The following is a 25,408-nucleotide window of genomic DNA, read 5'->3' on the forward strand; positions in this document are numbered from 1 at the left end:
TTTCTTGTCTGAATGATATACGTCATGTCCGATTGGCCTCCTTTCTGAATAATATAGTTCCTTTATAACGGGCTTCAGGCAATACTTGTCAACCCTAACCTTCATTGTTTCCGAGCGGAATCCAAAACAGCGATACGGTTGGATTTTTGTCATTTTTGCTGTACTGGTTGACTGTAATTTTCCATTTGTATCCTTGCGGCACAGGCAGCGTAATGCTGTTCGGACTATACCAATTGACCGTTGTCCATGCGGAGTTGTATGCGGTCGCCACGCCACCTGTTGCAGACACTTCATATGGAATCCCCCCTGCTATTGAGGCCTGCAAAGTAACGATGCAAGTCGAAATCGTCGAGGAAACATCCCCGGCCGGAGGGGTGATGGTCGCTATTGCATAGCCGTCTGTATGAGCGATATAAGCGACATTATCACTCGACAGAGACATAGGAACGCCGAATATATTGCTGCCGCCCCTCAAGCCGAGCAGGCCTGAAACGATAACGGACTGAAAGGCCGCCGTATTGGTCGCCGATAGTGTTCCGTTTATAGACGTATCACCGAGTAGGGCATTCCCGTTGCATTGGATACCCCCCTCTACGTTCAAGGGGCCGTTCAGATGCGCGGGACCCGTCATAGTCAAATTGCCGTTCACGTCTATTTGGCCTTCCAAGCTGGCTCCCCCGCTGCCGGTAAACTTGCCTTGAGCGAACATTTCCCCTGTCGATTCCACTAATGCACCCGATACTGTACCGGCTGCCGTAACGGAATGAGGGGTTGAATCTTCATTCGAAATGACAACGGTAACGCTATCGTAAATATACTGCGTTTCGGCTCGGAGATCGGTTTGGCTGGCAGCCAAAATGAAGGTCGTCGTCTTCGCGAGTCCCGAAGACAGCTTGAAGGAATTATCCGTACCGGTATACAGCGGACCGGAGCCGGCAGCCTCAAAAATTTGGAATTCGGTTCCGTTGCTTTCCCAGCTTAGCTGGATCGGCTGACCGTTCGTAAAAACGCCCGCCGGGGAGGCTCCTCCGTCAGCTGCGCTTGCCGTGAAGTTGCGCGCAAACAACAGAGCCGCGCCAACCGAAACCCCAAATGTCATCGACCGCAAAATGTAGGGCTGGCTCGAATCGTTTGTCGACATTTCGGTCAGGCCGAGACTTCCGATCCATCCCGGCTGCTGCGTCAATTGCTGTATCCCTACGGTCAGATTGACCGGACTGGTAAACAAATAGAACTCCGGCGATTTGCACATAAATTTAACTTGCACATAGCTGAGACGGGGATTAAGCCCGACCCGATCTCCCGGAACCTCCTTCCCCACATGCGTCTGCCAATTACTGCTGTCGGCGGAAGCGACGAATTGATCCGTCTGGCTGACGATGCCGGATGGAATATAAATATCTATTTCTTTGCAATAAACGCTCGCTGCGGCGGGAGATACCGTCACCGTAATCGTGCCGTAAGAATTGTAGGTCGGCGTGCTCGCCGACAGCGGCGCCGGGTCGGTCATAATCGTATAGGTCAGCAATACCGGAGCGTCCGTGACTGCCCCATATTCATTTTCGTTCATGCTTCTCTTCCTCCTTTTTCAATTGAACGACCATCTGTCCTTCTCTCAAGGAGCGATCGCTGCCGTCTATAACCGCTCTCCCATCCGTATCAGTCACTGCAAGCCTCTGTATCGTTACCTCGTCCGCCGCCGCAAGCTCCATCCAGGTCCACGAACTCCCCCGTTCTACCGGAACCGGAATCTTGACGGCGCTGGCGGGCATTGACGGAGCCGATATGGGCTGAGGATTGGGCCCCACCGCCGTCAGCATCGGCCCTACCGGTAATCGGACGGAAAGCCGGTCTAAAGCCGTATCGAAGAAACGCCGGTCCAATTTGACCGGCTGGGCGGGAAGAATGCCGGTAAAAGCGTGGACGGCCGACATCGGATCGACGAGCATGAGCAGGTCTGCGCTTGTCTTGCCGTCGAAACGAAGCGGGATATACTGCCCTTGCCCGATTGCAATCAAATACCCGTCCGCCTCGGCAGGCGGCTGCACGCAATAGAACGAATCAAACGATCCGTTCAAAAAGTAACCGACGAGTCCATCTTCGCGAAGGGCCGAATCGCCCAGCCTCACCTCGAACGGCTGGACGACGAAATCCGGTACCGGCGGATAGAACGTAGCCGCCCAGCTAGTATCGCCAAGAGGCTGATCCGCCAAAGAAAGCTGCATGCCTGCGCGGACAAGGGCAAGCGGCTTGCCGGACAAAATGCCCAAACTTTCGTCCAAGCCGACCGAGGCGGGATCGACCGTCCAGAGCGTATTGTCGATCGCTTCCAGAAAATCTTCAAAGGCGGCTGCGCTCTGCGCAAGCAACCCCTGCAGCATCGCGGCCAGCTGCGGAGAAGCCTCCGTCAGTTCGGCAAGCGACTGATAGCCGCCATCCGGAGCAAATGCCAAACTCAGAATCGGCGCACCATGCGCACCAATTTTTTGGCTGACTGCGCCGATCGCATCCCCATTCGCGCCATAAATAGCTACCGATCCGTCCAAATGGTTCGCAATCAGCCAGCCGGCAACCGGATTGGCACCAGAATCCAGATCGGTCGGCTGGTCTGGATTGTTCGCATCGACCATGCGGAAATCAAGACGCGACGGCTGAAGCAGCCGAGGCGGCAATTGGAGAAAACGCTGCGGATTGGCCTGCACGACCGGAGTGTCTGGCTTCAGACCTTCTGCCACAACAGGCGCGAACAGCGACGAGCTCGTCAGGCCGGAATCGCCCACGACTTCTAGCACCTGACCGAAAGCGTCGTACAACGCTAAATAAGAAAAACAGAACTGTCCTTGCCGGACGGCCTGAAACGGTGTCGTGCCGCCTGTATCCAGAATAAGCGGCAGACTGTCGAATTGATTGCCGGTCAGCTCGGCGAGCGTGTGTGTCGTGCCGTCGTCGAACGTAAAGGCAACATCGGCAGCCGGCGCTTGATTCGTTCGCGAATCGCGCAGCGACAGCTGATCCCCGAAGCCGCTAAGGCGCTGGGAGATGAAATCCCACTGTTCCGCTTCCCCGATCAAATCGGCAAGCTGCCCTAGCGACGCATCGGCGGGATCGCCGCTCGCGGCGGCCGCTTGCATTAGCCGGTTCTTGAACAAGAACGCCGTTTGAGGCGTAAGCAGACAATCCCCGCCTATCGCCTGGGGAGTCAGCTTCTGGCTTCCTCCTGTATAAGCGTAATCCGTCCCTTGAAAGGTCCAGTTGCTGCCGCCGGAAGGAAGCGGATACCATTGCGCGACCCATTTCAGCATGAACGGATTCCATGGCTGCGACCATTGTTCCGGCAGCAGCGCTGGAAGCCCTCCTTCAAAATCGGATGGGTTGTGCTCGGCCAGCCTTTCTCTTGTAAACGCCGGATAGGTGACGGAAATGGATGCCGCATTGTCGGGATCGCACAAAAGCCACTCGGTAAACAAGGCCCCTGCTGCTGCCGACACCGCCGCGGCAAAATCAGCCGAACTATAAGCGCCTTGCAGCATCTCCGCCAAATTTCCAGCCGAAGCCGGAAAAGCCGGCAATCCGGCAATTGACGAGGCCGGAATAACGGTCCCGCCATTCTGAAGCCCGGCAATCGTTTGTGCAGTCATTCGGCACGGGAGTTGGCTGCCGGCCTGCGGAATCTCCGCCGTATTGCCGGCTCCCGAAATCAGAACGACGGGATCTTGCGCTTGCCAAAATCTCGGCTCTGCCGCAGCTTTAAGCCCGCGATTTTGCGCCAGCAGGCCCTGCGCTCTCAATTGCTGCTCAAAAACGGCGATACCGGCCTGAAACGCGTCATCAGGCGTAGTGGCAGCATCCGCATATACCGGTTGAGGCACCTTTGGAGCAAGTGTGCCGCTAAGAAGATTCGCCAAATCCAGCACTTTTTTCGGCACGCTGTATATATTGGCCGGCCCGGGCGGCTGATCCGGATTGTACGAAGGATCGTTTTCCGCTGCGAGCGCCATCGCAAATTGGTCCTGAGTAACGCCGGAAGGCTGCGCAAAACCGGGATAAGTAGCAAAACGCCCCTCCTTCCACCATGTCGCGTACAGCTCCCACTGTGCATCGTGCAATTGAAGACGAGCCGCGTCGAAAGCGGCTTGATCCGCATTCAGCCCGGTCAGCCAGCTCTCGTCGTGCACGCCTTCGCCCGTTCCGGAATCCGACGCGGCAATATCAACGATTGTCCAACGGTAACCCCCGGCTTTTGAGCCGAACCACTCCTGCCGAATCCGGTAATCAAGCCCGGCCCAATCTCCGCTGTCGGCCAAGTGCAGCAAGTTATACTGGAACGCTTCAAGCAGTGCGGCTGCATTCGGCTGCTCCGCTAATATTTGCGCCGCCTCCGCATTGCCCTCTGCGGACAGCGACTGAAGCTGCTGCCCGATCATAGCGGCAAAAGCGTCGATGGACGTATTTCCCACCGCAACGCTGATCGACCCGCCTGCGGCCGTAAAGCGGTCTTTTACCGTCTGCATCGTGCCTTGAGGCTGCCAATCCACCCCGTATACCATGCCATGGCAGACCGTTCCCGTCGGAAGCGGATCGCCCTCGGCTCTATCAAGCGACCAGCCATAGTCGGACAACAGCGCCGACAGAAGCTGCTCCGCTTCATCCCCCGTTTGCCCATTCAAACAAGAAGCGACCGGGTCCGAGGCTGAATTGGAATACCATCCGGCTACCAAGTAGCTGAGCGTACTGTCAGGCTCCGTGACGTCTGCAAGCGCATCGTAAAATGAAAAAACTTGGCGGCAATGGCTTTGATAAGCGTTAAACAGATGGTTGCCCGGAGCAACGGCTGTCACGAACAATTGCTCAATTCCCTGCTCCTTCCAGTCCGCCAATTGAAAGGACCTTCCAAGCATGCCCGTTATAAAAGGTCCCGCACCGCTCAAAGCGCTGCCTGCCTGCTGACGCAGCGGATCGGCGCTACCCTCCCATGCGGACACAATGTCGGGATCGAACAGCCAGACACTGGAATCGGCCGTTCCGGGGGCGTCGCTTTCCACAACGAAAGCGGATGCCGTTCTTGCGGCCAGCGGGCCGCTTAGCCGTACGATAAGCCAGCGGTTCGGAGTTAGCGGATACTCCACCTGTTGCGAATCGGGCTGCTGGCACCCGTGCGTCCAAGCATCCGGCAGCTTCCAATGCAAATAAACACCCGTGCTGGAGCTTCCGAATCCGCCCGTCACGTCGGTTGGTCCCGGCTCCGCGCTGTCAAATTGAGCAATATTGCCGTATGTCTCCTCCCATCGGCGGAACGGCTGATTTTGCAGCACATATGCGTTCGCCGACAAGGCGCTTACTTCCATTGGCACAAGCACAATCGGATCGGCCATTAATCGTTCCCTCCTTGGTTACGGCCTGTCTCCCGCTCCTGCTTGCCGTTTTCCGGCAAGGCGAAAGCCGAGCTATCAGGCACAAATATTTGCCGCTCCGGCGCCTTAACCAGCTGCAGCGCCAGATCGGACGGGCTTATAGCAAGCGCCCCTTCCGCCAGCTTCTGAGATATCAGCCCGGCGACGGACTGGACAAGTCCATTCGAATCGTCCGGATTCATATTCAAATACTCCCCGTTCCGCAAATAATCCCCGGACAACGGCAAATGGATGCCAAGTTCGCTGCCGAACGGATATTGCGCGTTAGTAGTTGAAAGGCTGCGCAAATCAAGGGAGCCGGCATCGTCTATACCGAAGCGTAAACCTTCCTGAGGCTCACTGAACGCCAGACTGGACGGCACCCCCCAGAACAATGCGAGCATTATGCCGGAAGAAAGCCGGGAGAGACGAAGAAGCTTTAACGGATTGCCCTGGGCATCGAATGCGCGCACCGACATTCCGGGCCAGCCCGATACTAGGGCGGATCGGAGTAGAAAGCCCGCTACACGCGTCTCCCCGTCTGGACCCGGATCGGCTCCGTCCCCCTGAAGCCCGATCCCGTAGCTTTCCAAATTGCTCTTAACAGCCGCTACGATTGCTTCTTTGTCAAGCTGATAAGCGAGCGTATCTAGACGGGATTGCATCGCAACGGACATCATCCCGTCAAGCATCGCATCCATCCAATTCATATCCATATAAAAGAAGCGAATGGATTCCGGCGGCAGCATCGATTCTATAGGAACCAAATGACCGAACGGCACATTCTCCAGCAGCACTTTGCGGGCAATCCAAGCCGCTGCCGCTTGCAGCGGCTCCGATGCGCCGTCACGCGCCATTTGACGAATATCCTCCTGCTGCATGAACCGGCGCAATGAGGCTGTCCGGTCCGAAGACGGAGATTCCGCCCGCTTGCGGACAGCGCCGGATGCCGCCGGAGCGGATGCTTGCTCAGATTCCGCGGATTCCGCAGAATGCTTCCTTCCTATCAGCCGTCCAAGATCTTTTGCAAGCGTGTCCAGCCACGAATGCTTGACAGCTCCGGGATGTGCAAGCTTTTGCAAATCGCCGGCTTCCGTTAGCCCGTGAGCCTCCGCATGCGCATACAGCTTTTGCGTAAGTCCCGTGCTCTGCTGCCGGTACTGGAGGAGCGTGCGTCCGAAGCTTTCGTCGGCAAGCGCCATAAATCGGCCGATCTCCCAAGCGGAAGCAAGCGAGCAATCGAACAGGCCGTTGCCTGCATCATAGATCAAAGCGGCGTCCGACGACAGAAACGGTGTGCTTTTGGCAAGCGTTGCCGGCACCGCCGGAGCCAATGGCCCCCGATACCATGCAAAAGTATCCTCGCCGGTGCGGGTATGGTACGGCAGCGCCACGTAGCCGTTCATCAGCCGGTTTGCCGCTTCGGTATGGGCGGCATCGCCGGCCGTCACTTGACCGGCTTGCGGATGGCGCAGCCAGAGCAGATCCGGATTGTACTCTCCGCCGGACATGCCGCCCTGCGTAATTCCCGCCGCAAGCCCTCCAAAGTTTTCGCCGTCTGACGACAGGCAGCGGAACGACCAGGAAGTCATCGATAACAGCGCCACGGCTGGCTGTGCAATAGTGGCTTCCGCCGCCATCATGCTTTCCATCCCCTCGAACGACACGAGATGAACGGTATAATTCCCGCCGTCCTGATCGGACGCCACGAGTCGGTTCGCAACGACGACGCCATACCAGCCGTCATCCCCCGCTGAAGCCTTATCCCCGGCGTTGATCTCCCTCACATGCGCCAAGTAGGGAAGCTCGGCAGCGTAAGGCGTCATCGCCTGAAATTGCTCTTTGCTCATCTGGATATACCGGCAAGGAAGACTGTCCGGAACAGCCGGATCTTTTACAAGACCAGGGGGTATCAGAATATCTCCGCTTCCCTGCAAGGCCATAAAATCGCCTGCAGTCGTCCGGATGGCGCAGGTCGCGGCATCCGTCGCGTCGGGATCGCCCGGAAGCAATTCCCCCTCTTTGAAAACAAGCAAGCCGAGCCACGGCGTTCCGACCGCGCTCATGCTCCTCTCCCACGGAAGAATAGGCTCGTTCAGCACAATATGCGGCAACTCGCCACCGAAATCACCCGATGCGGTCGCGGGCGGCACGACGCTGTGGATTTCCGATGCGTCAAGCGCAAATTGCGGACCAGACACCGTGAACGACTGCACAGCCGTTAACTGCTGCTGCTCCGCTGCCGACAATCCCAGCCCTTCGATTTGGTGGCTTACCGTCACCATATAGGTGCCGGCTTCCAGCCCCGGTATCTTATTGTCGTAAAATCGAATATCTCCAATCGGCAAACTGTCAGCCATCTCGCCTGCTCCTTCCTGCGGCGGCAACCTGCAGCGGGGAATCGCAGTACAAGCTGTCCGCCTGCGAAGCGAGCCCTGCAAGCGAACCGTTGCTGCCCGTATAAATCTGCAATCCGCTTAACACTTCATAAATGCTGTTCCTATTTTGCATCGCAGTTCCCATAATGGCTGCTATTGAATCCGGCGTATCCTCGGCGAATACCGGAACATAGAGCGGCTCCGCCTCAACAGACAAAGCAAGCGGCATTTCACCCTGCGGCGATAAATCCTCAAAAGCGAGCAGTTCGCCGGATAGCGCCGAGCGGGAAGCTCCGAGCTCCGTCTGCGGAGGAGAAACCGCTAACCCGGAAGGCACATTCGCCACCGTATCGGCGTTCGGCACCTGCGGGTTAAGCACAAACTGTCCGGCCGCATCTTTAAGCGGCTCTCCCCATAGCGCCGACGGCAAGTTCGAGCCGTATGGCGCAAGCGTCCAGCCTGACAAGTCGATCTCGCTGCCGCCCTGTTCAATGACAATTTGATGTAAAGCCGACACGTCCGTCGTATTCATCGGCCGGACCTGAACGGAATATCCGTTCGGATAGGCAGGGTCCGGGATAGCCGCAAGGCTCGAACCGGCCGCATAATGGCTTGCCGGAAACGCAGTTTGCGTAGTAAAGCTAAATGTTCCGGCCCGTACGAGCCAGCCAAGGTCCGAATCGTCCAGCTTCGAGCCGCTTCCGTTCGTTCCGGCAGCCGGGCTCTGCGCAAGCCCTCCCGCCGCTTTTATGGTCACAACGCTGTCGAGCGCCGGAAGAAGCGGCTTGAACTGCTCCCAAGCAAGCGGGTCGTTCTGAGCGGCATTGGCATCCGCTCCGAAATCGATCGTAAATGAGATAATCCACCAGTGAACACGGGCTTTCCCCCCGGTCGGCGGCCCCCACAGCTCCAGCGACGCTCCAAGCTCCGCACTGATCGTTTTGCTCGTAAACAACAGATTAATCCGGTAAAACGCTCCTATGCTTACGCTAATATCCGCTTGAAAGCTGAATGGATTGAATGTAATCAGCATATCGGCATTGGCGGTGAACCATGCCTTCAGATTGCCGTCATGATACAGCGCTTTGAGCGCTCCCCCCGTCATAATCGCCCCCGGCGTTATGGCAAAATAAGCATCCCCCTCGATTTGAAACTGATCGCTGAGCGCCCAATTGATACCAAGCCGCGGGACTGACGGGTAATAGGATGGCGGCTGAAACGCCGGATGATAGCCTCCTAATGTCGCTACAAATTGCCCGGCGTTCGGTCCGTCATACCATAAGTAAAAGGCAAAGCCCCCTGTCAAATGACAGCTCGGATCCAGCACGAACGAATCCGGGGTCAGCAAGGCAGTAAGGCCGAAAAATCCGCTCGACGGCTTCCATATCGCTTGCAGCTCAAGTTCCGCCTGAGCGTACACCGTATCGCCGGATTTTGGAAGACGCAACATGGATGTTCCGAGCAGCGCAAATTCCAGATCGCTACCGAATTTCCCCAGCAAAAGCGCTTGGCTCTGAATAAGCCCAAAGGATTGAAAAGAGATGCCGGCGGCGAGCCAGGAGTCGCCGCTACTTGGAACGATCCAAGCTTGCCGCTTACCCGGCGCGTAATCCGCAGTTCCGTCAAGCTCAGCCAACAGCCCAAGGAGCGGCGGCGGCGTCCCTCCCCCTGCCAGAGCCATCAAAGGAAAATCCGCCACCTGCTCCGGCGCAGGCATCGTCATGGAGCTGTTATATCCAAAACCGGCAGACAAGCCCGTCACAAACAGCGCCGGCGGTCCGCCAAGCGGCGCGCTGGCCGTGGCAAATACAAACATGGAAGGCTGTCCGTCCGTCAGTTGGGCATAGGAGCCGATCCCCTCTATAGAGAAACGTTCCGTTTCTATTACGACGCCGCCTTCATAGGAAAAAGCGGTGCCGTCCGGCGCAGGCGATACCTCGGAAAAAGCACCGCCGATCTCCAGCGGTCCTTCCTTCAAATCAAATCCGAGCCCGAGAAGCGAGAATTGCGGCTCGAACGCCGATAACGGAGAACCAAAGCCCATTCCGCTTAGCGTAATGGTCAGCCCGAACGCCGACAGCGAACCGTCAAGCAAAAACCAGAGCAGGCCATTCTGATAGCTGACTCCAATCCGGTTCAAAGCAACCGGACCGAACGAGCGCTGGATGCTTAACCATTGCGCGGATGCCGATGTCGTTGAATCGGATACGCTGCCCACTGCGCCATAACTTCTCATCGCGGGCGTGCGGGTGGCGGAGGTTGATCCCATAGCCAGCATGAACGTCTGTGTTTGCCCGCCCCATTGCAGTTCGGTTCCGACGGTCATACCGGAGCCAAAGCCGGCGGACGGCAGCGGATAAACTCCTTGCGGGAGCAGTGCGTTCACCGCTCCGGCTTCTGCGGCCGCGAACGGCTGGGACGCATATAGAAACTGAAGATCGTTCACCTTGAACGCATCCGTTCCGCTCATATCGCTGCCGATAAGCGGCAAATCGCTCAAGCTGAAGGAAGCAGACAAATCAAGGCCCAGCGCATATTTTGATCCGCTAGCATCCTTGTAGTAGATAAACTTCACGTCCTTCAGTTCCACTTCCAAATCTTGCGGAACGACAGAAGCCGCTTCAGGCGAAAGAGCATAAACAAGCTCATAAATAGAAATAGATGAAGGCAAATCGCCGCTGGCGCTGAAGGTAGCGGTGAAAATGTCCGACTGCATATTGTCGGTATCAAAGATCAAAGCGAACGTTAGCGAGCCGATCGTTATCGTTCCGCCGAATGTCGAGTGATAGCCGTTCCCGGTCGCATCCGGCTCCATGTCGATCGTGACGGCGACAGATACCGGAGCGGTATCGATTGTAAAGGTTCCCTCGCAGCTGAACGAGAAACTGCCCTGCGCAGCTCCGGCCGTCTTCGCATAAGTAAACGCAACATTTTGCAGCTCGAGACTGGATACCGGATTCGGGAATGTAAGTCCATACCGATTTCCGAAATCTTCTATGAGCGTCCCGATAGGGATTGGCGTATCCATACCCGTCTGCCCTTGAATTTCCCAGCCGTTCCCTGCAGTCAGCGACAGGACCGCGTCTACCCCGGCAATCGTCATCGATCCCGTCATACTGAATGTAGTGGCCGGCTCCGCCTGGCTGCTGTAGTCTAGTTCAAATATCAGGTCGCTCAGAACGAAAGCCTGCTGCCCGCTGCCGGTCGGTATTTCTTCCAAAGAAGCGCCCACATAAAACGTGCCGTCCGTTGATCCTCCCATATGGAACTCGGTCAGCATGACGCTCGGAGCTCCCGAGGGCAGTCCGAACTTCTCCGCGATCGCGGTCAAATTCAGCTGTTCCCCCTGTGCCAGATCGACGCTGACCGACAGAACCTGCGACATGATCGTAGGCACCAGATCGGCGGCAACATCCAGCTCTATGCCTCCGATATCCAATCCTCCGGTCATGCGGTATGCTGCCGACGGGCTGCCGAACGGATCGTTGACTGTGACCGACACCGCAATATTTTCGATTTCAATATAGTCCTCGATAATATCAAGAGAAGTATCTGTAAAGGCCGATATCGTCACTTTCGCGTATTCCAGCTTTTTTGACCCGAGACCGACTCCTAAATACAAACCGCTTATGCAAATGCTGTTCATAGCTTTTTTGAACGGATCCGGCAAATAGGAAGTAATGCTTGTCCCGCCAAAATAATCGGCAAGCTCCGCTTGTCCGGGAAGCGCCAGTTGTCCGGTCAGTCCGATTTCTACCGTCCCCCCCGATTCGGATGGCAGCACGGCGCTCAGCGTCTGCTGCTTCCCTCCCCAGCTTAACTGGGCGGAAAAACGCAAACCGGGCGTTGCGTCCTGATCGGCGGGATCGAACGATAGCGAGGCGGCAAGCGGTATTTGCAAATTGTTGAAAATACCCGGGAAGCCGTTCGTGGAGGTGGATATTTCTAAACCTATATCCAGACTAGTGCCAAGCCCCGCCGCCGGCACAATGGCGCCAAAGCCGACGGGAGCCGGACCGACTATCCACGAAGCTGGAGCGAACAGCCCCTGCGTCTCATCGAACACCGCAAAGAAGGACACGCCCGCAGACAAGCTGCGATTAAGGCTTGGTTCCACAACCGTGCCCGAAGCAAGCAGCAGACGGGGCAATCGGGACGCATCGTCCGTTTTGACCGCAAGCTCCTCCCAAAATGTTCCTTGCAAGCCCGGGAAGGAATTAGCCAAATTCCAATTCGATGAAGCGAAAGCGGATACAACAAAAACCGGGCTTGTCTCCGCGTTATAAATGGCGCATTGAATAGACGAAAACTGTTGGGCCGGAAACAGGATCAGCGGTGTCGTTCCCGTAAGCTTCAAGCCGGACGCCGCAAAGATAATCGTCCCCGCCTGTTCGGACGGAGACTGTGCGACACCGCTGAACTGCCACGCTCCGCTTCCGGACGATTGCGCCAAAGGAGCCGTCCATGCGCCCAGCGCCGTCATATTCAGATTCAACTGCTGCGTTCCGGCGTCGTACATGCCGAGCAAAGTATCAAGCAAGCTCATTCGAAATCGACTCCTTCCGCCGACATGACGTAGTGCGGATCCGCCTCGTACTTCAGCTCCATGCAGATCGGCATATGGTCGCTGATGGCGTAATAATAAGCATATTGCGCCTCCCGCAATGAGGTGGGCCTTACGTTCAGCTTCGGAATCTGCTGCAAATTCAGGCTAGTCGATTTACCGGCATGACGGTTATACCAATTATTGTAGATAGCCGCCGTCAGCGAGCTCAAATCCCGCTGATACGTGCTTGGCGTCGTTGAACGGGTTTCATTAACCGGATTGTTGTCCGTATCCATCGTTCCGGTCCATATTTCCTTCGGAGTGGTAAGATCAACCAGATTGCACACAAAAGGATCGGATGGATCCGTCTGAGCGGAACGGACAAAAAATTTATCATACGGACTGGTCAATATGGACTGCATCACCGTGCTGTCGGCGATCGCATCCGGGGCCACCAGCGCCGAGGTCATACTGGTCAGATTGTCCTGCAGCCGGAAACTATAGTTTTGTACCGTCGTCAGCGCCGGTTGAGTTGTCGAATGGGAAGCGAAATCAGGTCCGGACAAACGCTGGAAAGGCGCGGCAAAAATGTACTGGCCGCTGTCGTTCAGTACGTAACGAAGCCTTCCCAGATCCCAATTATAGTATTGCAGTGCCCAGGTTCTTTTCGCCCATGCCTCGGTGACGTTGAAATCGCCCATTACGACGCCTACATCCGCCTGGATAACCGGGTCGATTAAACTAATCTGATTGCTGGCCGTGATCGGCGACGAATCGCTCGGGCCGGGCGCATGGAAAAGAACAAATGTAATGACCGTGTTTGTATCCGCCGTCGTTACCCGCAAGATGAACGGCGGCCGCGACCTCGGATACGGAAAGGTCTCCGGAGCATAAGCCGTGAGAATGGCCGACAAATCCAGCTTTTGTTGAGCGGTCAAATTAAGCGTCGGATTTTTTTTTGTGCAATCCAAATTTTGCGGATCGGCTACCAGCTTGCTATAAGCGCTATAAGGCACCATAAATGAGTCGTTCATCCATCCGTTTTTAGCCAGGCTTTGAGTCACCTGGAACTTCTCGTCTTCATCGGTAATATTGTTGGTTGCGAAAAACGTATCGAACGCGTTCTCGCCGAGCACGTTCCACAGCTTCCACTCCACGGAGCTGAACAAGCCCAACTTCCACACAAATACATACTGCTCGTTCGGCGCGCTCGGCGTCATCTCGCTCGCTTGCCCGCTCCACACGACGCCGGTCGCCTTTTGCTGCTCCTGCTGGTTCAATTCATTGACAATGGCGGTGCATACTTCATTGCCGATCCAGCCGACGATTTCCATTATGCCTGCGACATCGATCTCCATAAGCCGGATGACCCGCGCGACATATTTGATAAAAAAATCATCATTCATTTTATCCGCATTAAACTTCTCAATGTTCCATGACAACAGCTTCAATGAATGCGACACGCCCGGTCTCCCCGCTCTCCGTAAGGCTGGCCCAAATGATTCCAAAGACCGCTAATTGATCATATAAAATTTTCCAGGAATTGAATACCATTTTTTATCGAAAATAATTGAAATTTGTATGAAAATAGCGATAGTTGTCGCTTTATTCTATTCTCTTTGATCTATTAATAAGTCTTGAACCGAACGAACTTTTAGCTGGGCGAAAAGCAAAAAAAGAGACTGCAAAAAAAAGCAGTCTCGGACTATCGAGAAAATCCTTCTCATCATATACCATTCATCCACACGCGAAAATTTAACCGATAGGTATGATAAATCAAACTTATTTAACGTATTACCTCTAACGCAGAATGATGTATACGAAAAATCACACACCTTCCAGTATTGCTTTATTAGTTGCTCTTAGTACTGCACTGCTGTGATTTTTCATTTAAAATGAGAATTTCAATGCAAGGCCCTCGTATATATACGGGATCTTTGTTTCATAATATATCAACTCGCATAACTCAATACTTCCATCTCTAGCTCAATCCAGTTTACGTTGAATACGTGTTCAACTGCTCTTCTAATCTAGAATCTGCATACAAACAGGGCGGCGCCGTTGTTACAAGGCCATATTCTTCATGTAATTGCTCTACAGCGGAAATAGCTAACAAGTGAATCGTATCATCCGGGCTAAATTCTTGTTTGAGAAAATCTAGCAATCGTTGTTGTTGCGTGTGGTCCATTGTCATTCTCCTTTTCATTTTGAAGTGATGATGCAGGCAAAACAAAGAAAGCAACCTCCGTCCATATTGGATAGGGGTTGCTTTTGGGTGAAACCGTGGTCTCCTTTTTATATCATGTTTATTATATATGCTTGTTTTTGGTAGTAGTTCGTCTTTCTTAAAGTAGCTTCTATTACTACTTCTAAATAAAATTAGGGAGGTACAGCATGTCGAGTAAACTAGCTACCTCCAATCATTTCCGTAAAACAGCCAAAGTCTCAAAATTTATGGTACGCGGATAGGCGCTGGCACCGGCTACAAGCATACGAGACTTGTGCTTAACTGCTAATTTACGAACCTCATCGTAATCAAGCCTTGCAACACTCTCTAACGGGTCAAATGGCGAAATGAAAGGCACCCTCATGACAAGGGTGCCCAGTGTTAAAATCGAAACGTATCGTCTGTGATCGGAGTGACCTTCGCTACTGCGTACGTGGAGCCTTTCTGTGAGAAGAAGTCATATGTCGAGCCCTCATTGCGAATTCCGTTCATGACGATCGGGTTCACTTCCTCGTCCGGGAACATGACTTCAAAGCCGATATTCATGAGCGCTTTGTTCGCATTATAGCGGACGTAGCTTTTGACATCAGGGCTAAGTCCAGTTTCCGCGTACAAGTCGTTCGTATAGCTTACTTCGTTGTGGTAAAGATCGAGCAGGAACTCGTAGGCCCAGACCGTCAGCTGTTCCTTCTGTTCCGCCGTGAACTGCTTGAAACGCTGCTGGGCGAAAAACCCGATTGCAACGCCGTGAATGGACTCGTCCCGAAGAATGAGCGAAATAACTTCCGCGCTGTTCCGCAGGGTGCCTTGTCCACCCAAGTACAGCGGGAAGAAGAACCCGGAGTAGAACAAGAAGGATTCGAGCATGACCGACGCAAACATCGCCTTCCATAAGGTTACCTCGTCGCCTTCTTTGATCGAAAGATATACGTCGCTGATTCGCTTCGCCTTATATTGCAAATACTCGTTGCGCTTGACCCAGTCGAAGATTGCGTCGATCTCGCTATTCGTGCACAAGGTCGTGAAAATGTACGAGTAAGATTTCGCATGAATGGCTTCGAACGAAGCGAACACCGTGTACAAGGCTTTCTCTTGCAAATTTGGCTCAAATCGTGCGATTTCGTTCATTCCGATATTCGTCTGAATGGTGTCGAGCAGCGTTAAGCCTCCGAGCACCTTCTTATAGGTATCTTGATGCGCGAAGTCCTGCCATTGCTTGATGTCTTTGCTGACCGCGATTTCTTCCGGGAACCAGATCTGCTTCCATTGCTGGTCCCAGAAAACTTTGGTCAGCTCATGCTGGCTGCGATTCCAGTTAACGGCTTCGAATGCTTTTAAATCGAACATGAGACACACTCCTCAATTGTTTGCAGGCGCTGACGCACGTAGTACACCGTCTTGATTCCTTTCATCCAGGCGTAGATGTACAATCGGGCCAACTGCTCGGTCGTCCATTGATCGGTCACGTATAAGGTCATCGATATACCTTGGTCAATGTGACGTTGAGCAGCTGCGTATAGGTCTATCATTCGATACTGATCGATTTCATAAGCTTCCTTATATAAGGAGATGTTGTCATTGTTCAGGAACGGCATAGGATAGATGGTGCGGCTGTCGGCGTAATCGCGGATCTCTACCTTCTCCGTGCATGGCGCAATCGAAGCCGTACTACTCCGGATATAAGAGATGCTTCCGGTTGGCGCGATCGCGAGGCGATAGGCATTGAACAAACCGTGTTCCATGACCTGCTCCTTCAAAGAGCGCCACATCTCCTGCGTAATCACCGGAACGTTGCCAAGCGCCTTTCTCACTTGCTCCGGCAGCTCGGTAACCTCTTTGGACACGTATTGTTCGAAATAACTACCGTTCGCGTAGTCGCTCTGTTCGAAACCGTGGAACGTTGCTTTCTTCTCCTGGGAAATCCGCATGGACGCAAGTAAACTGTAGTAGTTGACAGCTTCCATAAATGCGTCAATAAACTGAACGGACTCCTTCGAGCCATACAAAATTCCTTGAGACACCAAATGGCCATGCAGGTTCATGAGGCCAAGACCGATCGAATGCATGAGGCGATTCGCTTTCGCAACCGACGGAACATTCTTGATTTCCGTCATCATGGATACGTCCGTCAATAGACGCATCGACGTATCTATCAATTGTTCGAAATCGTCCTCTTGCACCGCCTTATGAATGTCAAGAGAACCCAGGTTGCAGGATACGTCTAAGCCGTATTCGTTCTCTTTGTCGTGGTCATTAATGATGCTCGTCGATTGAACCTGCAGGATTTCCGTACACAAGTTAGACATTTTTACCCGGCCTAGATTGCGCAGCGGATGCTTCTCGTTTACTTGATCGTCGAACACCTCGAACGGATACCCCGATTCGAACTGCGCTTTCTTGACCTCCGTGTACAATTTGCGGGCATTGATCCGCTTGATTTTGCGAACGTTCGGATTGTCTAACAACTCATAGTACATTTCGCTGATGCTGATTTCGGACATCCTTTTGCCGTATTCTTTGTAAATGTCGTACGGGCTGAAAAGCACGACGTCCTTGTCCCGCTTCATCAGCTCGAAAAAGATACTCGGAACGATAATGCCCGTGGACAACGTCGCGAGACGGATTTTATCATCGGCGTTCGGCTTCTTTGCAGAAATAAAGTTCTCAATATCGGCGTGGAAAATGTTCAAGTAAATAACGCCGGAGCCGTTGCGTTGACCCAATTGGTTCGAATAGGAGAAAGAATTCTCAAGTAGCTTCGCGACCGGCATGACGCCGCTCGCGCGGTTCAATATCCCTTTGATCGGATCGCCGAGAGGTCTGAGGTCAGTTACGTTTACGCCGACACCTCCGCCTAAACGGGACAGCTCCAGGCAATAACCTATATTCTCGGAAATGCTGTTCATCGAATCGTCCATCGTCAGCTTAAAGCAGCTGACAAGCTCCCCGCGCGCTTTTTTGCCGCTGTTGAGCGCGGTTGGCGTTGCCGGCTGATACGCCGACATCATGACCTCTACCGCGCGCTCCGCCAGATGTTCGTCCCCTTGCGCCAAGTACAATGCGGTAATAACGATGCGATCCTCGTACTTCTCGAGAATTTCCTCGCCATTCCTGCTTTTCATGGCATAGCTTTCATAAAATTTGCTCGCACTCATAAACGAAGGAAATCGAAATTCGTAAGCGTACGCCTTTTCGTAGAGCCGCTCGATGAAAGACATGTCGTACTGCTCCAAAAATTCGGATTCATAGTAACCCTCATCGACGAGATAACGTATTTTTTCTCTCGTATCGATGAAGTAACGCAGCTTGGCGTTGACATGCTCCAAAAAGTAGCGGCGCGTTGCCTCTTTGTCCTTGGCGAGATCCAGCTTTCCCGTCCGGCTGTATTGATTCAGCACCTCGTTGTTCAATTTCAAATAGGATTTCATCCGATGTGCTCCTTTCGGAAACATTGCTCATAATAGTCGTGAATGACCTCATAGTCTTCCGGGAAGCCGCGCAAGTCGATCTTGCGCACGAGCGGTACTTTCAGTTGCCGCGCGATCGCATCACCGGCTCCGCCGAATACGTTATGGCCGAAATTGCTGTTACCGCTCACGATGACGCCGCGGCAAAGCTTGCCGTTCCTCTCGAGAAACAACTTCACCTTGGCTGGGATCTCTCCCAGCCCATCCGTATATGTAAAAAGCAAAAAAGACTCCGCAAGCATAAGGTCTTCTTCGATTTCGATCGCAGGCAACCGAAGCCGCGAAACAATGTATCGAACATTGCCTGTACGGCTCGCAAAAGCAATCATACGTTCACCTGCTCCATAAGTTTGACCATTTCGTTCGTATCGAAAATAAACTCACCGCCAGCTTCCATAACCGGCAAGCTCATGACTCCCGCTTCTAATAGTCTTTCACGCGCCGCTTCGTCATGATCGATGTTGACGATCTCAACCGCGATACCAGAACGCGCAATTTCAGATTTGATCCACATGCATTTCGGACATACCGTTTTCGTATAGAGCTTCATACCGTTTCTCCTCCGGTTTCGTTTTGGTCTTATAAAAAAGCAGCCTCAGGGATAAGCGCACGACAACCGACATCATTCGACTCTCGTTTTAAGTATCCAGTCTTATGCCACCGGCGTACTGCACCATAGAATCTATATTATATTAACGATGTAATAGAGATATATTTATCTTAGCACTCATACATCAATAATACAATATACAGTATGTTATCGGAAAATTCAGCCCTTTCTCATCAATATATTGATTTGACAAGCTTTTCGTTTGGGCCATAGAAAAAAACTATGCCTTGGTATAGTTTTTTTGTGTTTCTCGATAACAGCTTCCGCACTCTATACTAAAGCCAACATTCACGCAAGGAGCTGTTACAATTGAAAACATCCATTATCGGTTATCCACGAGTCGGCGCGCTCAGAGAGCTTAAATTCGCATCCGAAAAATACTTCAAAGGCGTACTTCCCGTTGAAGAACTGCAACAAACGGCGGCTCAGCTTAGAACGGCAAACTGGAAGCTTCAGCAGGAGAACGGCGTCGATTTCATTCCGTCCAACGATTTTTCCTTCTACGACGGACTGCTCGACACGGCTTGCTTGCTTGGGATCGTTCCGCAAAGGTACCAAGCGCTCGGCCTAAGCCAGTTGGAGACGTATTTCGCAATGGCGAGAGGCTATCAAGGCAACGAAGGCGACGTTAAAGCGCTGGCGATGAAAAAATGGTTCAACACGAACTATCACTATATGGTGCCCGAAATCGACGATACGACAAGCATCCGTTTGGCCGGATCGAAGCTGTTCGACGAATTTACGGAAGCAAAACAGCTGGGTATCGCAACCAAGCCTGTACTGATCGGAGCATTCACCCTGCTCAAGCTCGCGAGATTCACCGGCTCTAAGAAAGCGAAGGATTTCGTGCCTGCGGTTGTCGAAGCTTATACGGCTGTCCTGAACCAATTGAACACTCTCGGCGCAGCATGGCTTCAACTGGATGAGCCTGCATTGGTAACGGATTTGACTGCGGAAGATATCGCGCTGTTCACGGAGCTTTATAACGGCATCCTGTCCGCCAAAGGCAGCGTAAAAGTTGTCGCGCAAACGTATTTTGGAGACGTTCGCGACTGCTATCAGGTGCTTCAAGCGCTGCCGTTCGACGGGATCGGCATCGACTTCGTCGAGGGCAAGCAGTCTTTGGACCTCGTGCGCAAGCATGGCTTCGCAAGCGACAAGGTGCTGTTCGCCGGCGTAATCAACGGCAAGAACATCTGGAAAAACCAATATAAGCAGACGATTGCCCTCGCTCATGAGATCGGCAAGCATGCAAGCCAAGTCGTGCTCGGCACTTCATGCTCGCTGCTTCATGTCCCTTACACGATTAAGCACGAAACGAAGCTGACGGCGGCGAATAAGCAATATTTCGCGTTCGCGGAAGAAAAGCTGCGTGAGCTTGCAGAACTCAAGTCGATCCTGGAGCAAGCGAGCCCTGAAGCCTCCGCTTTTTATACGGAGAATGAGAAGCTGTTCAGCGCATCGCGCCTCACGAACGACAACTCGGTACAGAAGAGAGTGGCGGAGTTGACGGACGCCGACTTCACGAGACTGCCTGCCTTCGCCGAGCGGGAAACGATTCAGAAAGCGAAATTCAATCTACCGCCGTTACCTACGACGACGATTGGTTCGTTCCCTCAGACGGCTGACGTCCGCGCGAACCGCTCAGCCTTCAAGAAAGGCAACATCACTGAGCAACAGTATAAGCAATTCAACTTTGACCGAATCGCGGAGTGCATCGCACAGCAGGAAGAAATCGGGATTGACGTCATTGTTCATGGCGAATACGAGCGCAACGACATGGTCGAATATTTTGGTGAATGCTTGGATGGCTTTATCTTCACTGAGAACGCTTGGGTGCAGTCTTACGGAACACGCTGCGTAAAACCACCGGTCGTATGGGGCGATATTAGCCGCAGCAAGCCGATTACTGTAGAATACTCGGCGTTCGCGAAAAGCCGTACCAACAAGCCGGTCAAAGGCATGCTGACAGGTCCGGTAACGATCCTGAACTGGTCGTTCCCTCGTGAAGATATCAGCCTGAAGGAAAGCGCTCTTCAGATAGGTCTTGCGATTCGTGACGAAGTACTCGATCTCGAAGCCAACGGCATCGAGATTATCCAGATCGACGAAGCCGCATTAAGAGAGAAGCTTCCGTTGCGTCATTCCGACTGGCAAAGCGAGTACTTGAGCTGGGCGATTCCTGCCTTCAGACTCGTACATAGCGGCGTCAAAGCCGAAACACAAATTCATACCCACATGTGCTACAGCCAGTTCAACGATATCATTCGCGATATCGATGCGATGGACGCCGACGTCATTACGTTCGAAGCGTCGCGCTCAGATTTGGCCATCATCGACGCAATCAACGAGTGCGGCTTCCGTACTGAAGTCGGCCCAGGCGTATACGACATCCATTCGCCTCGGATTCCAAGCGTTGAAGAGCTTAAACAAGGACTCGATCGCATGCTGGACAAGATCGAGGTTTCCAAGCTATGGGTTAACCCGGACTGCGGACTTAAAACTCGCGGTGTCACTGAAACGTGGGCCAGCTTGAAGAACCTTGTCCAAGCAGCCAAAGATGTAAGAGCAACATTGTAATAACATACAAGAGGATGGGCTCAAGCGAGCTCATCCTCTTGGTTTATGATCGGATAGCCGAAATCCGTAATGACCGTTTTGAGCTTCAGAACGTAGGCAGCGGCCAGCTGGCTCAAGCTCGCCTTCTGATTCACGATGTAACCTACCTGTATGCTCTCGTCCGTACGAAGCCTTACGGATTTGATTTGCTCCCCGTTAAGATCCTTATTCAGTACGCCCGAGCTAATGGTATAGCCATTGAGCCCGATCAGCAGGTTGAATAGCGTGGCGCGGTCACTGACCAGAATTTTCTTCTTGTACGTTCGTGTGCTGAGTATTTCCTCCGCGAAGTAAAAGGAATTATATTCGCCTTGTTCAAAGGCCAAACAAGGGAAGTCATCCAAATCTTCAATGTCCAGCAGCGACTTAGAGGCAAGTGGATGCTCCTCACTGATGAATACGTGCGCTTCTGCTTGGAACAGCGGATGAAATCGCAGCTCGTTGTCCTTTAATATCTTCTGAATCACCTTTCGATTGAATTCGCTCATATAGATGATTCCGAGCTCACTTTTCATATTCCGTACGTCTTCGATAATCTCGTGGGTGCGTGTTTCGCGTAGCGTGCACTCGTATTCGTCCACGTTAAGCTCCTTCAGCAGTCCGACGAAAGCCTGCACAGAGAAGGCGTAATGCTGTGTTGAGATCGAGAACAGCTTCTTCGAAGGCTTACGATTCATGTACCGCTGCTCGAGAAGCTCGGCTTGCTCCACGACTTGCCTAGCGTAGGATAAAAACTCCGCTCCGTCGCTTGATAGCACGATTCCCTTGGACGATCGAAGGAAAATTTCAATACCGGCTTCCATCTCGATTTCTTTCACCGCGTTGGACAAGCTCGGCTGCGAAATAAACAGCCTCTTTGCCGCTTCGCTTATGGAGCCGCAACTTACGATGGTCAGAATATATTTCAATTGCTGCAAGGTCATTGGAATCCCCCTTCACTTCAGAATAATGCTCCGTTTCACTCGTTCGAGCGATTGTCCAACCCACAACTCCACTCGCTACGTGTCCTACAAGGATGTGAACGGATGCCCCTTGATCCATTCAGCAACAATGAGATAAACACTGTCTTTCATATATGGGCTAAACGCGGGATCTTCCATAATTTCAATCTGTTTTGGAATTGTCTCAAGCAGCATAACCTCATCGGTTTCAAACCCATTCGGCAACTCCCTAAGAACGCTCACCTTGGAGATATAGATATTTTTCACAAATACAAGATGCCCCTGCTCATAGATTAAATATTGTCCTATCCTTTCAATCGACTCGAGCTCCCCACCGGCCTCTTCATACATCTCCCTGATAACCGTTTGTATAATTGACTCGCCTTCTTCTCTATTTCCCCCAGGTAATTCCCATCCGCGACAATGATGTCTAACAAGAACCAATTTCCCTTTGTAAAAGGCGAAAATCAGCACACAGTTAGCTTCTTCAATTAGACTCGTCCTCGTTAATATTATATTTTGATTTGGCAAGGCACCAGGAAACTCATAATTCACACTTACCACCAACTTATCTTTTGTTAAAAACGGCTACTCAGCATTTATCTCCAATTCGTCATACCGATAAGTCAACACTTTAGATTTCGTTCTCATTTCATCATACTCATCCTCTGTAGTTGAATCCCAAATGACTCCTCCTCCAACTCCATAAACAGCCTGCTGAGTATGAGTATCTAAAAGGACCGTGCGGATGGCCACGTTAAATGTGATGCCTTCACCAGGTACAGCAAGCCCAATAGAACCGCAATAGATATGGCGAGGCTCCTTTTCTAAAGAAGAAATGATCTTCATCGTAGAAATTTTAGGCGCTCCGGTTATAGAACCACATGGGAACATAGCCTGAAATACATCGAACAGTGTAACTCCAGGCTTTGTACTTGCTTCAATGGTCGAGGTCATTTGGTACAGAGTTGGATATTCTTCGATTTCAAATAAATTTGGAACTCTAATGCTGCCTGTATTGGCAATCCGACCTAAATCATTCCGTAAGAGATCCACAATCATCACGTTCTCTGTGCGATTTTTCTCAGATTCGAACAATGTTTGTTGGTGACCCGGTTTAGATAGCGTACCTTTCATTGGCTTTGTGCGAATAGTATCTCCGTCCCAGTGAAAGAAAAGTTCCGGTGAAATTGATACGATACGATAGCGACCTACATTCAAATATGCGGAGTAATTCGTTAGGGGATCTCGCAAATCTTCATAGAAGGCCAATTCATCACCACTAAACTCTGCTTTCAAACGCGTGGAATAGTTAACTTGATAGGTCTCCCCCCTGGCAATAGCGGCATGAATATGTTCAATATTGTTTCTATACTCATTTCGGGTCGTGTCTGTCCTCCAGTCTGAAACGGAGTATCCACCCTTCTGCCCTATATCGTCATCATGTATAGGTTTCTCATAGATTCCAAACCATACTAAAGGAAACTCTTCATCAGGCTCACAAACGCTGAAATGTTTATCGAAAGCGGGGGGCACACTCGTACGAAACATAACCTGCCACATAGTACTGTCCATTGATGGCCTCCTGTACCTTCTCAAAAATCTCGCGGACATTCTCCAATTTGCTGGTTTGCCAAACCTGCAGAGGCTTCTCAAACTTTAATCTTGCCTGATTAAAATCGATAATAACGGTTGGTTCGCGTTTCACACCCTATCCTCCAATTCTCTTGCTAAATAGAAAACTTTTAGTAGTGCCTCATTCAATATTCCCCGTAGTAAATAAAAAAGTATTTAATCCTAAGATCAAATACTTTCCCCAGGTGAACGGCGATATGAATATGTGCTCCCTCGTGGTTGGCCACGTTTCGCCAGGTACACATATCTGATATTTCAAATGGAAAAGAACCGGTACATAGCACCGGATCCCCTTATGAAGGTATTACTAATATTGAAGGCCTGGGTAAAGCGGAAATTGAGCAGACACATCTTTAACCATGTCTCGTACTTTTTCATGAATAGCTTCATCTGACGGATTTTTAAGTGTCAAGGCAATGATTTTAGCAATGACTTGCATGGCCCCCTCATCCATCCCCCGGGAGGTAACTGCTGCGGTCCCAATCCGAATACCACTCGTTATCATTGGCTTTGCAGGATCGAACGGAATAGCGTTTTTATTCACAGTAACTCCAACCTCGTCCAACAAATGCTCTGCATCTTTGCCCGTAATATCTAGACTACGAAGATCGATTAGCATCAGGTGGTTATCCGTTCCTCCGGAGACAAGATTGACTCCTTCTGCCAACAGCGCCTCGGACAAAGCTTTCGCATTCTTCACGACCTGCTCAGCATACACTTTGAAGTCGGGTTGGAGTGCTTCGCCAAATGAAACCGCTTTTGCTGCAATCACATGCATTAGCGGGCCTCCCTGTGTTCCAGGAAATACCGCCTTATCGATAGCGGCTGCCCAGGGCTTACGGCATAAGATCATGCCGCCGCGAGGTCCGCGAAGTGTCTTATGTGTGGTTGTGGTAACAAAATGCGCATGGGGTACCGGGCTTGGATGCTGATCCGCTGCAACAAGCCCTGCAATATGTGCCATATCAACAAAGAACAATGCTCCCACATCGTTTGCAATAGACGCCAAGGACTCAAAATCAATGGTACGCGGATAAGCACTGGCACCAGCTACGATCATCCGAGGCTTATGCTTGAAGGCTAATTTTCGAACCTCATCATAATCAAGCCTTGCATCACTCTCTCTAACTCCATAGGAAACAAAGTTGTATAAAATGCCAGATGCATTCACAGGACTTCCATGAGTCAAGTGACCGCCATGCGCAAGACTCATGCCTAGAACGGTATCCCCAGCTTTCAACGCAGCCAAATACACAGCCATGTTGGCTTGTGCGCCTGAATGGGGTTGAACATTCACATGCTCAGCACCAAACAATTCTTTGGCACGTTCACGGGCAATATCCTCAACGATATCGACGTATTCACAGCCACCATAGTATCGTTTACCTGGATAGCCTTCTGCATACTTATTTGTCAAAACGGTACCCATTGCTTGCAGTACAGCTTCACTTACAAAGTTCTCCGATGCAATCAATTCGATCTTGTTACGCTGACGGCCTACTTCTAAATTCATAGCCTCAACAATTTTAGGATCTTGTTTACGTAACTGCTCCATTTTCCAATCCTCCATTATACCGATATAGAACCACTAAGAT

Annotated in this window: 15 protein-coding genes, 1 pseudogene and 1 riboswitch; of the genes and pseudogenes, 1 reads left to right on the forward strand and 15 read right to left on the reverse strand. The window is 51.9% G+C overall.

What is annotated here, in order from left to right:
• Positions 1 to 94: 94 nt before the first annotated feature.
• The 11 genes and pseudogenes from PCH01S_RS15455 to PCH01S_RS15500 all read right to left on the reverse strand — a co-directional run bounded on the left by PCH01S_RS15455 (position 95) and on the right by PCH01S_RS15500 (position 18,558).
• Positions 95 to 1,570 carry a hypothetical protein gene (locus PCH01S_RS15455; RefSeq protein ID WP_042230754.1) on the reverse strand — a complete coding sequence of 492 codons (1,476 nt, stop codon included), beginning with the start codon at positions 1,568 to 1,570 and terminating at the stop codon, positions 95 to 97.
• Positions 1,557 to 5,372 (reverse strand): hypothetical protein, encoded by a 3,816-nt coding sequence (locus PCH01S_RS15460; protein ID WP_042230756.1) that lies wholly within the window; start codon positions 5,370 to 5,372, stop codon positions 1,557 to 1,559. The genes PCH01S_RS15455 and PCH01S_RS15460 overlap by 14 nt, the downstream gene beginning before the upstream one ends.
• The gene (locus PCH01S_RS15465; RefSeq protein ID WP_053228725.1) at positions 5,372 to 7,750 is read right to left on the reverse strand and encodes a hypothetical protein; all 2,379 of its coding nucleotides are present in this window, start codon (positions 7,748 to 7,750) and stop codon (positions 5,372 to 5,374) included. Before PCH01S_RS15465 ends, PCH01S_RS15460 begins: the two co-directional genes overlap by 1 nt.
• Positions 7,743 to 12,314 (reverse strand): DUF6603 domain-containing protein, encoded by a 4,572-nt coding sequence (locus PCH01S_RS15470; RefSeq protein ID WP_042230758.1) that lies wholly within the window; start codon positions 12,312 to 12,314, stop codon positions 7,743 to 7,745. The genes PCH01S_RS15465 and PCH01S_RS15470 overlap by 8 nt, the downstream gene beginning before the upstream one ends.
• Complete coding sequence (locus tag PCH01S_RS15475) at positions 12,311 to 13,777, reverse strand: exonuclease/endonuclease/phosphatase family protein (protein ID WP_053228726.1); 1,467 nt, start codon at positions 13,775 to 13,777, stop codon at positions 12,311 to 12,313. Before PCH01S_RS15475 ends, PCH01S_RS15470 begins: the two co-directional genes overlap by 4 nt.
• Positions 13,778 to 14,310: 533 nt before the next feature.
• On the reverse strand, positions 14,311 to 14,502 hold the full coding sequence (locus tag PCH01S_RS15480) for a hypothetical protein (protein WP_042230760.1): 192 nt from the start codon (positions 14,500 to 14,502) through the stop codon (positions 14,311 to 14,313).
• 247 nt (positions 14,503 to 14,749) lie between these two features.
• Positions 14,750 to 14,857 (reverse strand): annotated as a pseudogene (locus PCH01S_RS31385) (hypothetical protein); the annotation flags it as partial.
• 65 nt (positions 14,858 to 14,922) lie between these two features.
• Entirely contained in the window at positions 14,923 to 15,888 is a 966-nt protein-coding gene (nrdF, locus tag PCH01S_RS15485; RefSeq protein ID WP_042230762.1) for a class 1b ribonucleoside-diphosphate reductase subunit beta, read from the reverse strand.
• A complete protein-coding gene (gene nrdE, locus PCH01S_RS15490; protein WP_084706616.1) occupies positions 15,876 to 17,969 on the reverse strand; it encodes a class 1b ribonucleoside-diphosphate reductase subunit alpha in 2,094 nt (697 codons plus the stop codon). The genes nrdF and nrdE overlap by 13 nt, the downstream gene beginning before the upstream one ends.
• Positions 17,966 to 18,337, reverse strand: coding sequence for a class Ib ribonucleoside-diphosphate reductase assembly flavoprotein NrdI (gene nrdI / locus PCH01S_RS15495; RefSeq protein ID WP_042230767.1), 372 nt, complete (start codon positions 18,335 to 18,337; stop codon positions 17,966 to 17,968). The genes nrdE and nrdI overlap by 4 nt, the downstream gene beginning before the upstream one ends.
• Positions 18,334 to 18,558: a glutaredoxin family protein gene (locus PCH01S_RS15500; RefSeq protein ID WP_042230768.1), complete on the reverse strand. Its 225-nt coding sequence runs from the start codon at positions 18,556 to 18,558 to the stop codon at positions 18,334 to 18,336. Before PCH01S_RS15500 ends, nrdI begins: the two co-directional genes overlap by 4 nt.
• 369 nt (positions 18,559 to 18,927) lie before the next feature.
• Here PCH01S_RS15500 and metE point away from each other — a divergent pair, with 369 nt between their 5' ends.
• The gene (gene metE, locus PCH01S_RS15505) at positions 18,928 to 21,198 is read left to right on the forward strand and encodes a 5-methyltetrahydropteroyltriglutamate--homocysteine S-methyltransferase (protein WP_042230770.1); all 2,271 of its coding nucleotides are present in this window, start codon (positions 18,928 to 18,930) and stop codon (positions 21,196 to 21,198) included.
• Between the two features lie 20 nt (positions 21,199 to 21,218).
• Here metE and PCH01S_RS15510 read toward each other — a convergent pair whose 3' ends face one another.
• The 4 genes from PCH01S_RS15510 to glyA form a co-directional block, all read right to left on the reverse strand.
• Positions 21,219 to 22,160, reverse strand: coding sequence for a LysR family transcriptional regulator (locus PCH01S_RS15510; RefSeq protein WP_042230772.1), 942 nt, complete (start codon positions 22,158 to 22,160; stop codon positions 21,219 to 21,221).
• An 84-nt stretch (positions 22,161 to 22,244) separates the two neighbouring features.
• The gene (locus PCH01S_RS15515) at positions 22,245 to 22,733 is read right to left on the reverse strand and encodes an NUDIX domain-containing protein (RefSeq protein ID WP_129112469.1); all 489 of its coding nucleotides are present in this window, start codon (positions 22,731 to 22,733) and stop codon (positions 22,245 to 22,247) included.
• 33 nt (positions 22,734 to 22,766) lie between these two features.
• Positions 22,767 to 23,753 carry an aminodeoxychorismate synthase component I gene (pabB, locus tag PCH01S_RS15520; RefSeq protein ID WP_053228728.1) on the reverse strand — a complete coding sequence of 329 codons (987 nt, stop codon included), beginning with the start codon at positions 23,751 to 23,753 and terminating at the stop codon, positions 22,767 to 22,769.
• A 232-nt stretch (positions 23,754 to 23,985) separates the two neighbouring features.
• A riboswitch (ZMP/ZTP riboswitch) is annotated at positions 23,986 to 24,064 on the reverse strand.
• A 56-nt stretch (positions 24,065 to 24,120) separates the two neighbouring features.
• Positions 24,121 to 25,368, reverse strand: a complete 1,248-nt coding sequence (gene glyA, locus PCH01S_RS15525; protein WP_042230773.1) for a serine hydroxymethyltransferase — start codon at positions 25,366 to 25,368, stop codon at positions 24,121 to 24,123.
• Between the last annotated feature and the right edge of the window lie 40 nt (positions 25,369 to 25,408).

The sequence above is a fragment of the Paenibacillus chitinolyticus NBRC 15660 genome, from assembly GCF_000739915.1.
GTDB lineage: Bacteria > Bacillota > Bacilli > Paenibacillales > NBRC-103111 > Paenibacillus_F > Paenibacillus_F chitinolyticus.

Bases quoted from the DNA above. Each gene is read 5' to 3' on its own strand.
- PCH01S_RS15480 (WP_042230760.1), bottom strand. From the start codon at position 14,502: ATGGACCACACGCAACAACAACGATTGCTAGATTTTCTCAAACAAGAA.
- pabB (WP_053228728.1), bottom strand. From the start codon at position 23,753: ATGGACAGTACTATGTGGCAGGTTATGTTTCGTACGAGTGTGCCCCCC.
- nrdI (WP_042230767.1), bottom strand. From the start codon at position 18,337: ATGATTGCTTTTGCGAGCCGTACAGGCAATGTTCGATACATTGTTTCG.
- PCH01S_RS15510 (WP_042230772.1), bottom strand. From the start codon at position 22,160: ATGACCTTGCAGCAATTGAAATATATTCTGACCATCGTAAGTTGCGGC.
- nrdF (WP_042230762.1), bottom strand. From the start codon at position 15,888: ATGTTCGATTTAAAAGCATTCGAAGCCGTTAACTGGAATCGCAGCCAG.
- PCH01S_RS15500 (WP_042230768.1), bottom strand. From the start codon at position 18,558: ATGAAGCTCTATACGAAAACGGTATGTCCGAAATGCATGTGGATCAAA.
- glyA (WP_042230773.1), bottom strand. From the start codon at position 25,368: ATGGAGCAGTTACGTAAACAAGATCCTAAAATTGTTGAGGCTATGAAT.
- PCH01S_RS15470 (WP_042230758.1), bottom strand. From the start codon at position 12,314: ATGAGCTTGCTTGATACTTTGCTCGGCATGTACGACGCCGGAACGCAG.
- PCH01S_RS15460 (WP_042230756.1), bottom strand. From the start codon at position 5,372: ATGGCCGATCCGATTGTGCTTGTGCCAATGGAAGTAAGCGCCTTGTCG.
- nrdE (WP_084706616.1), bottom strand. From the start codon at position 17,969: ATGAAATCCTATTTGAAATTGAACAACGAGGTGCTGAATCAATACAGC.
- PCH01S_RS15455 (WP_042230754.1), bottom strand. From the start codon at position 1,570: ATGAACGAAAATGAATATGGGGCAGTCACGGACGCTCCGGTATTGCTG.
- PCH01S_RS15465 (WP_053228725.1), bottom strand. From the start codon at position 7,750: ATGGCTGACAGTTTGCCGATTGGAGATATTCGATTTTACGACAATAAG.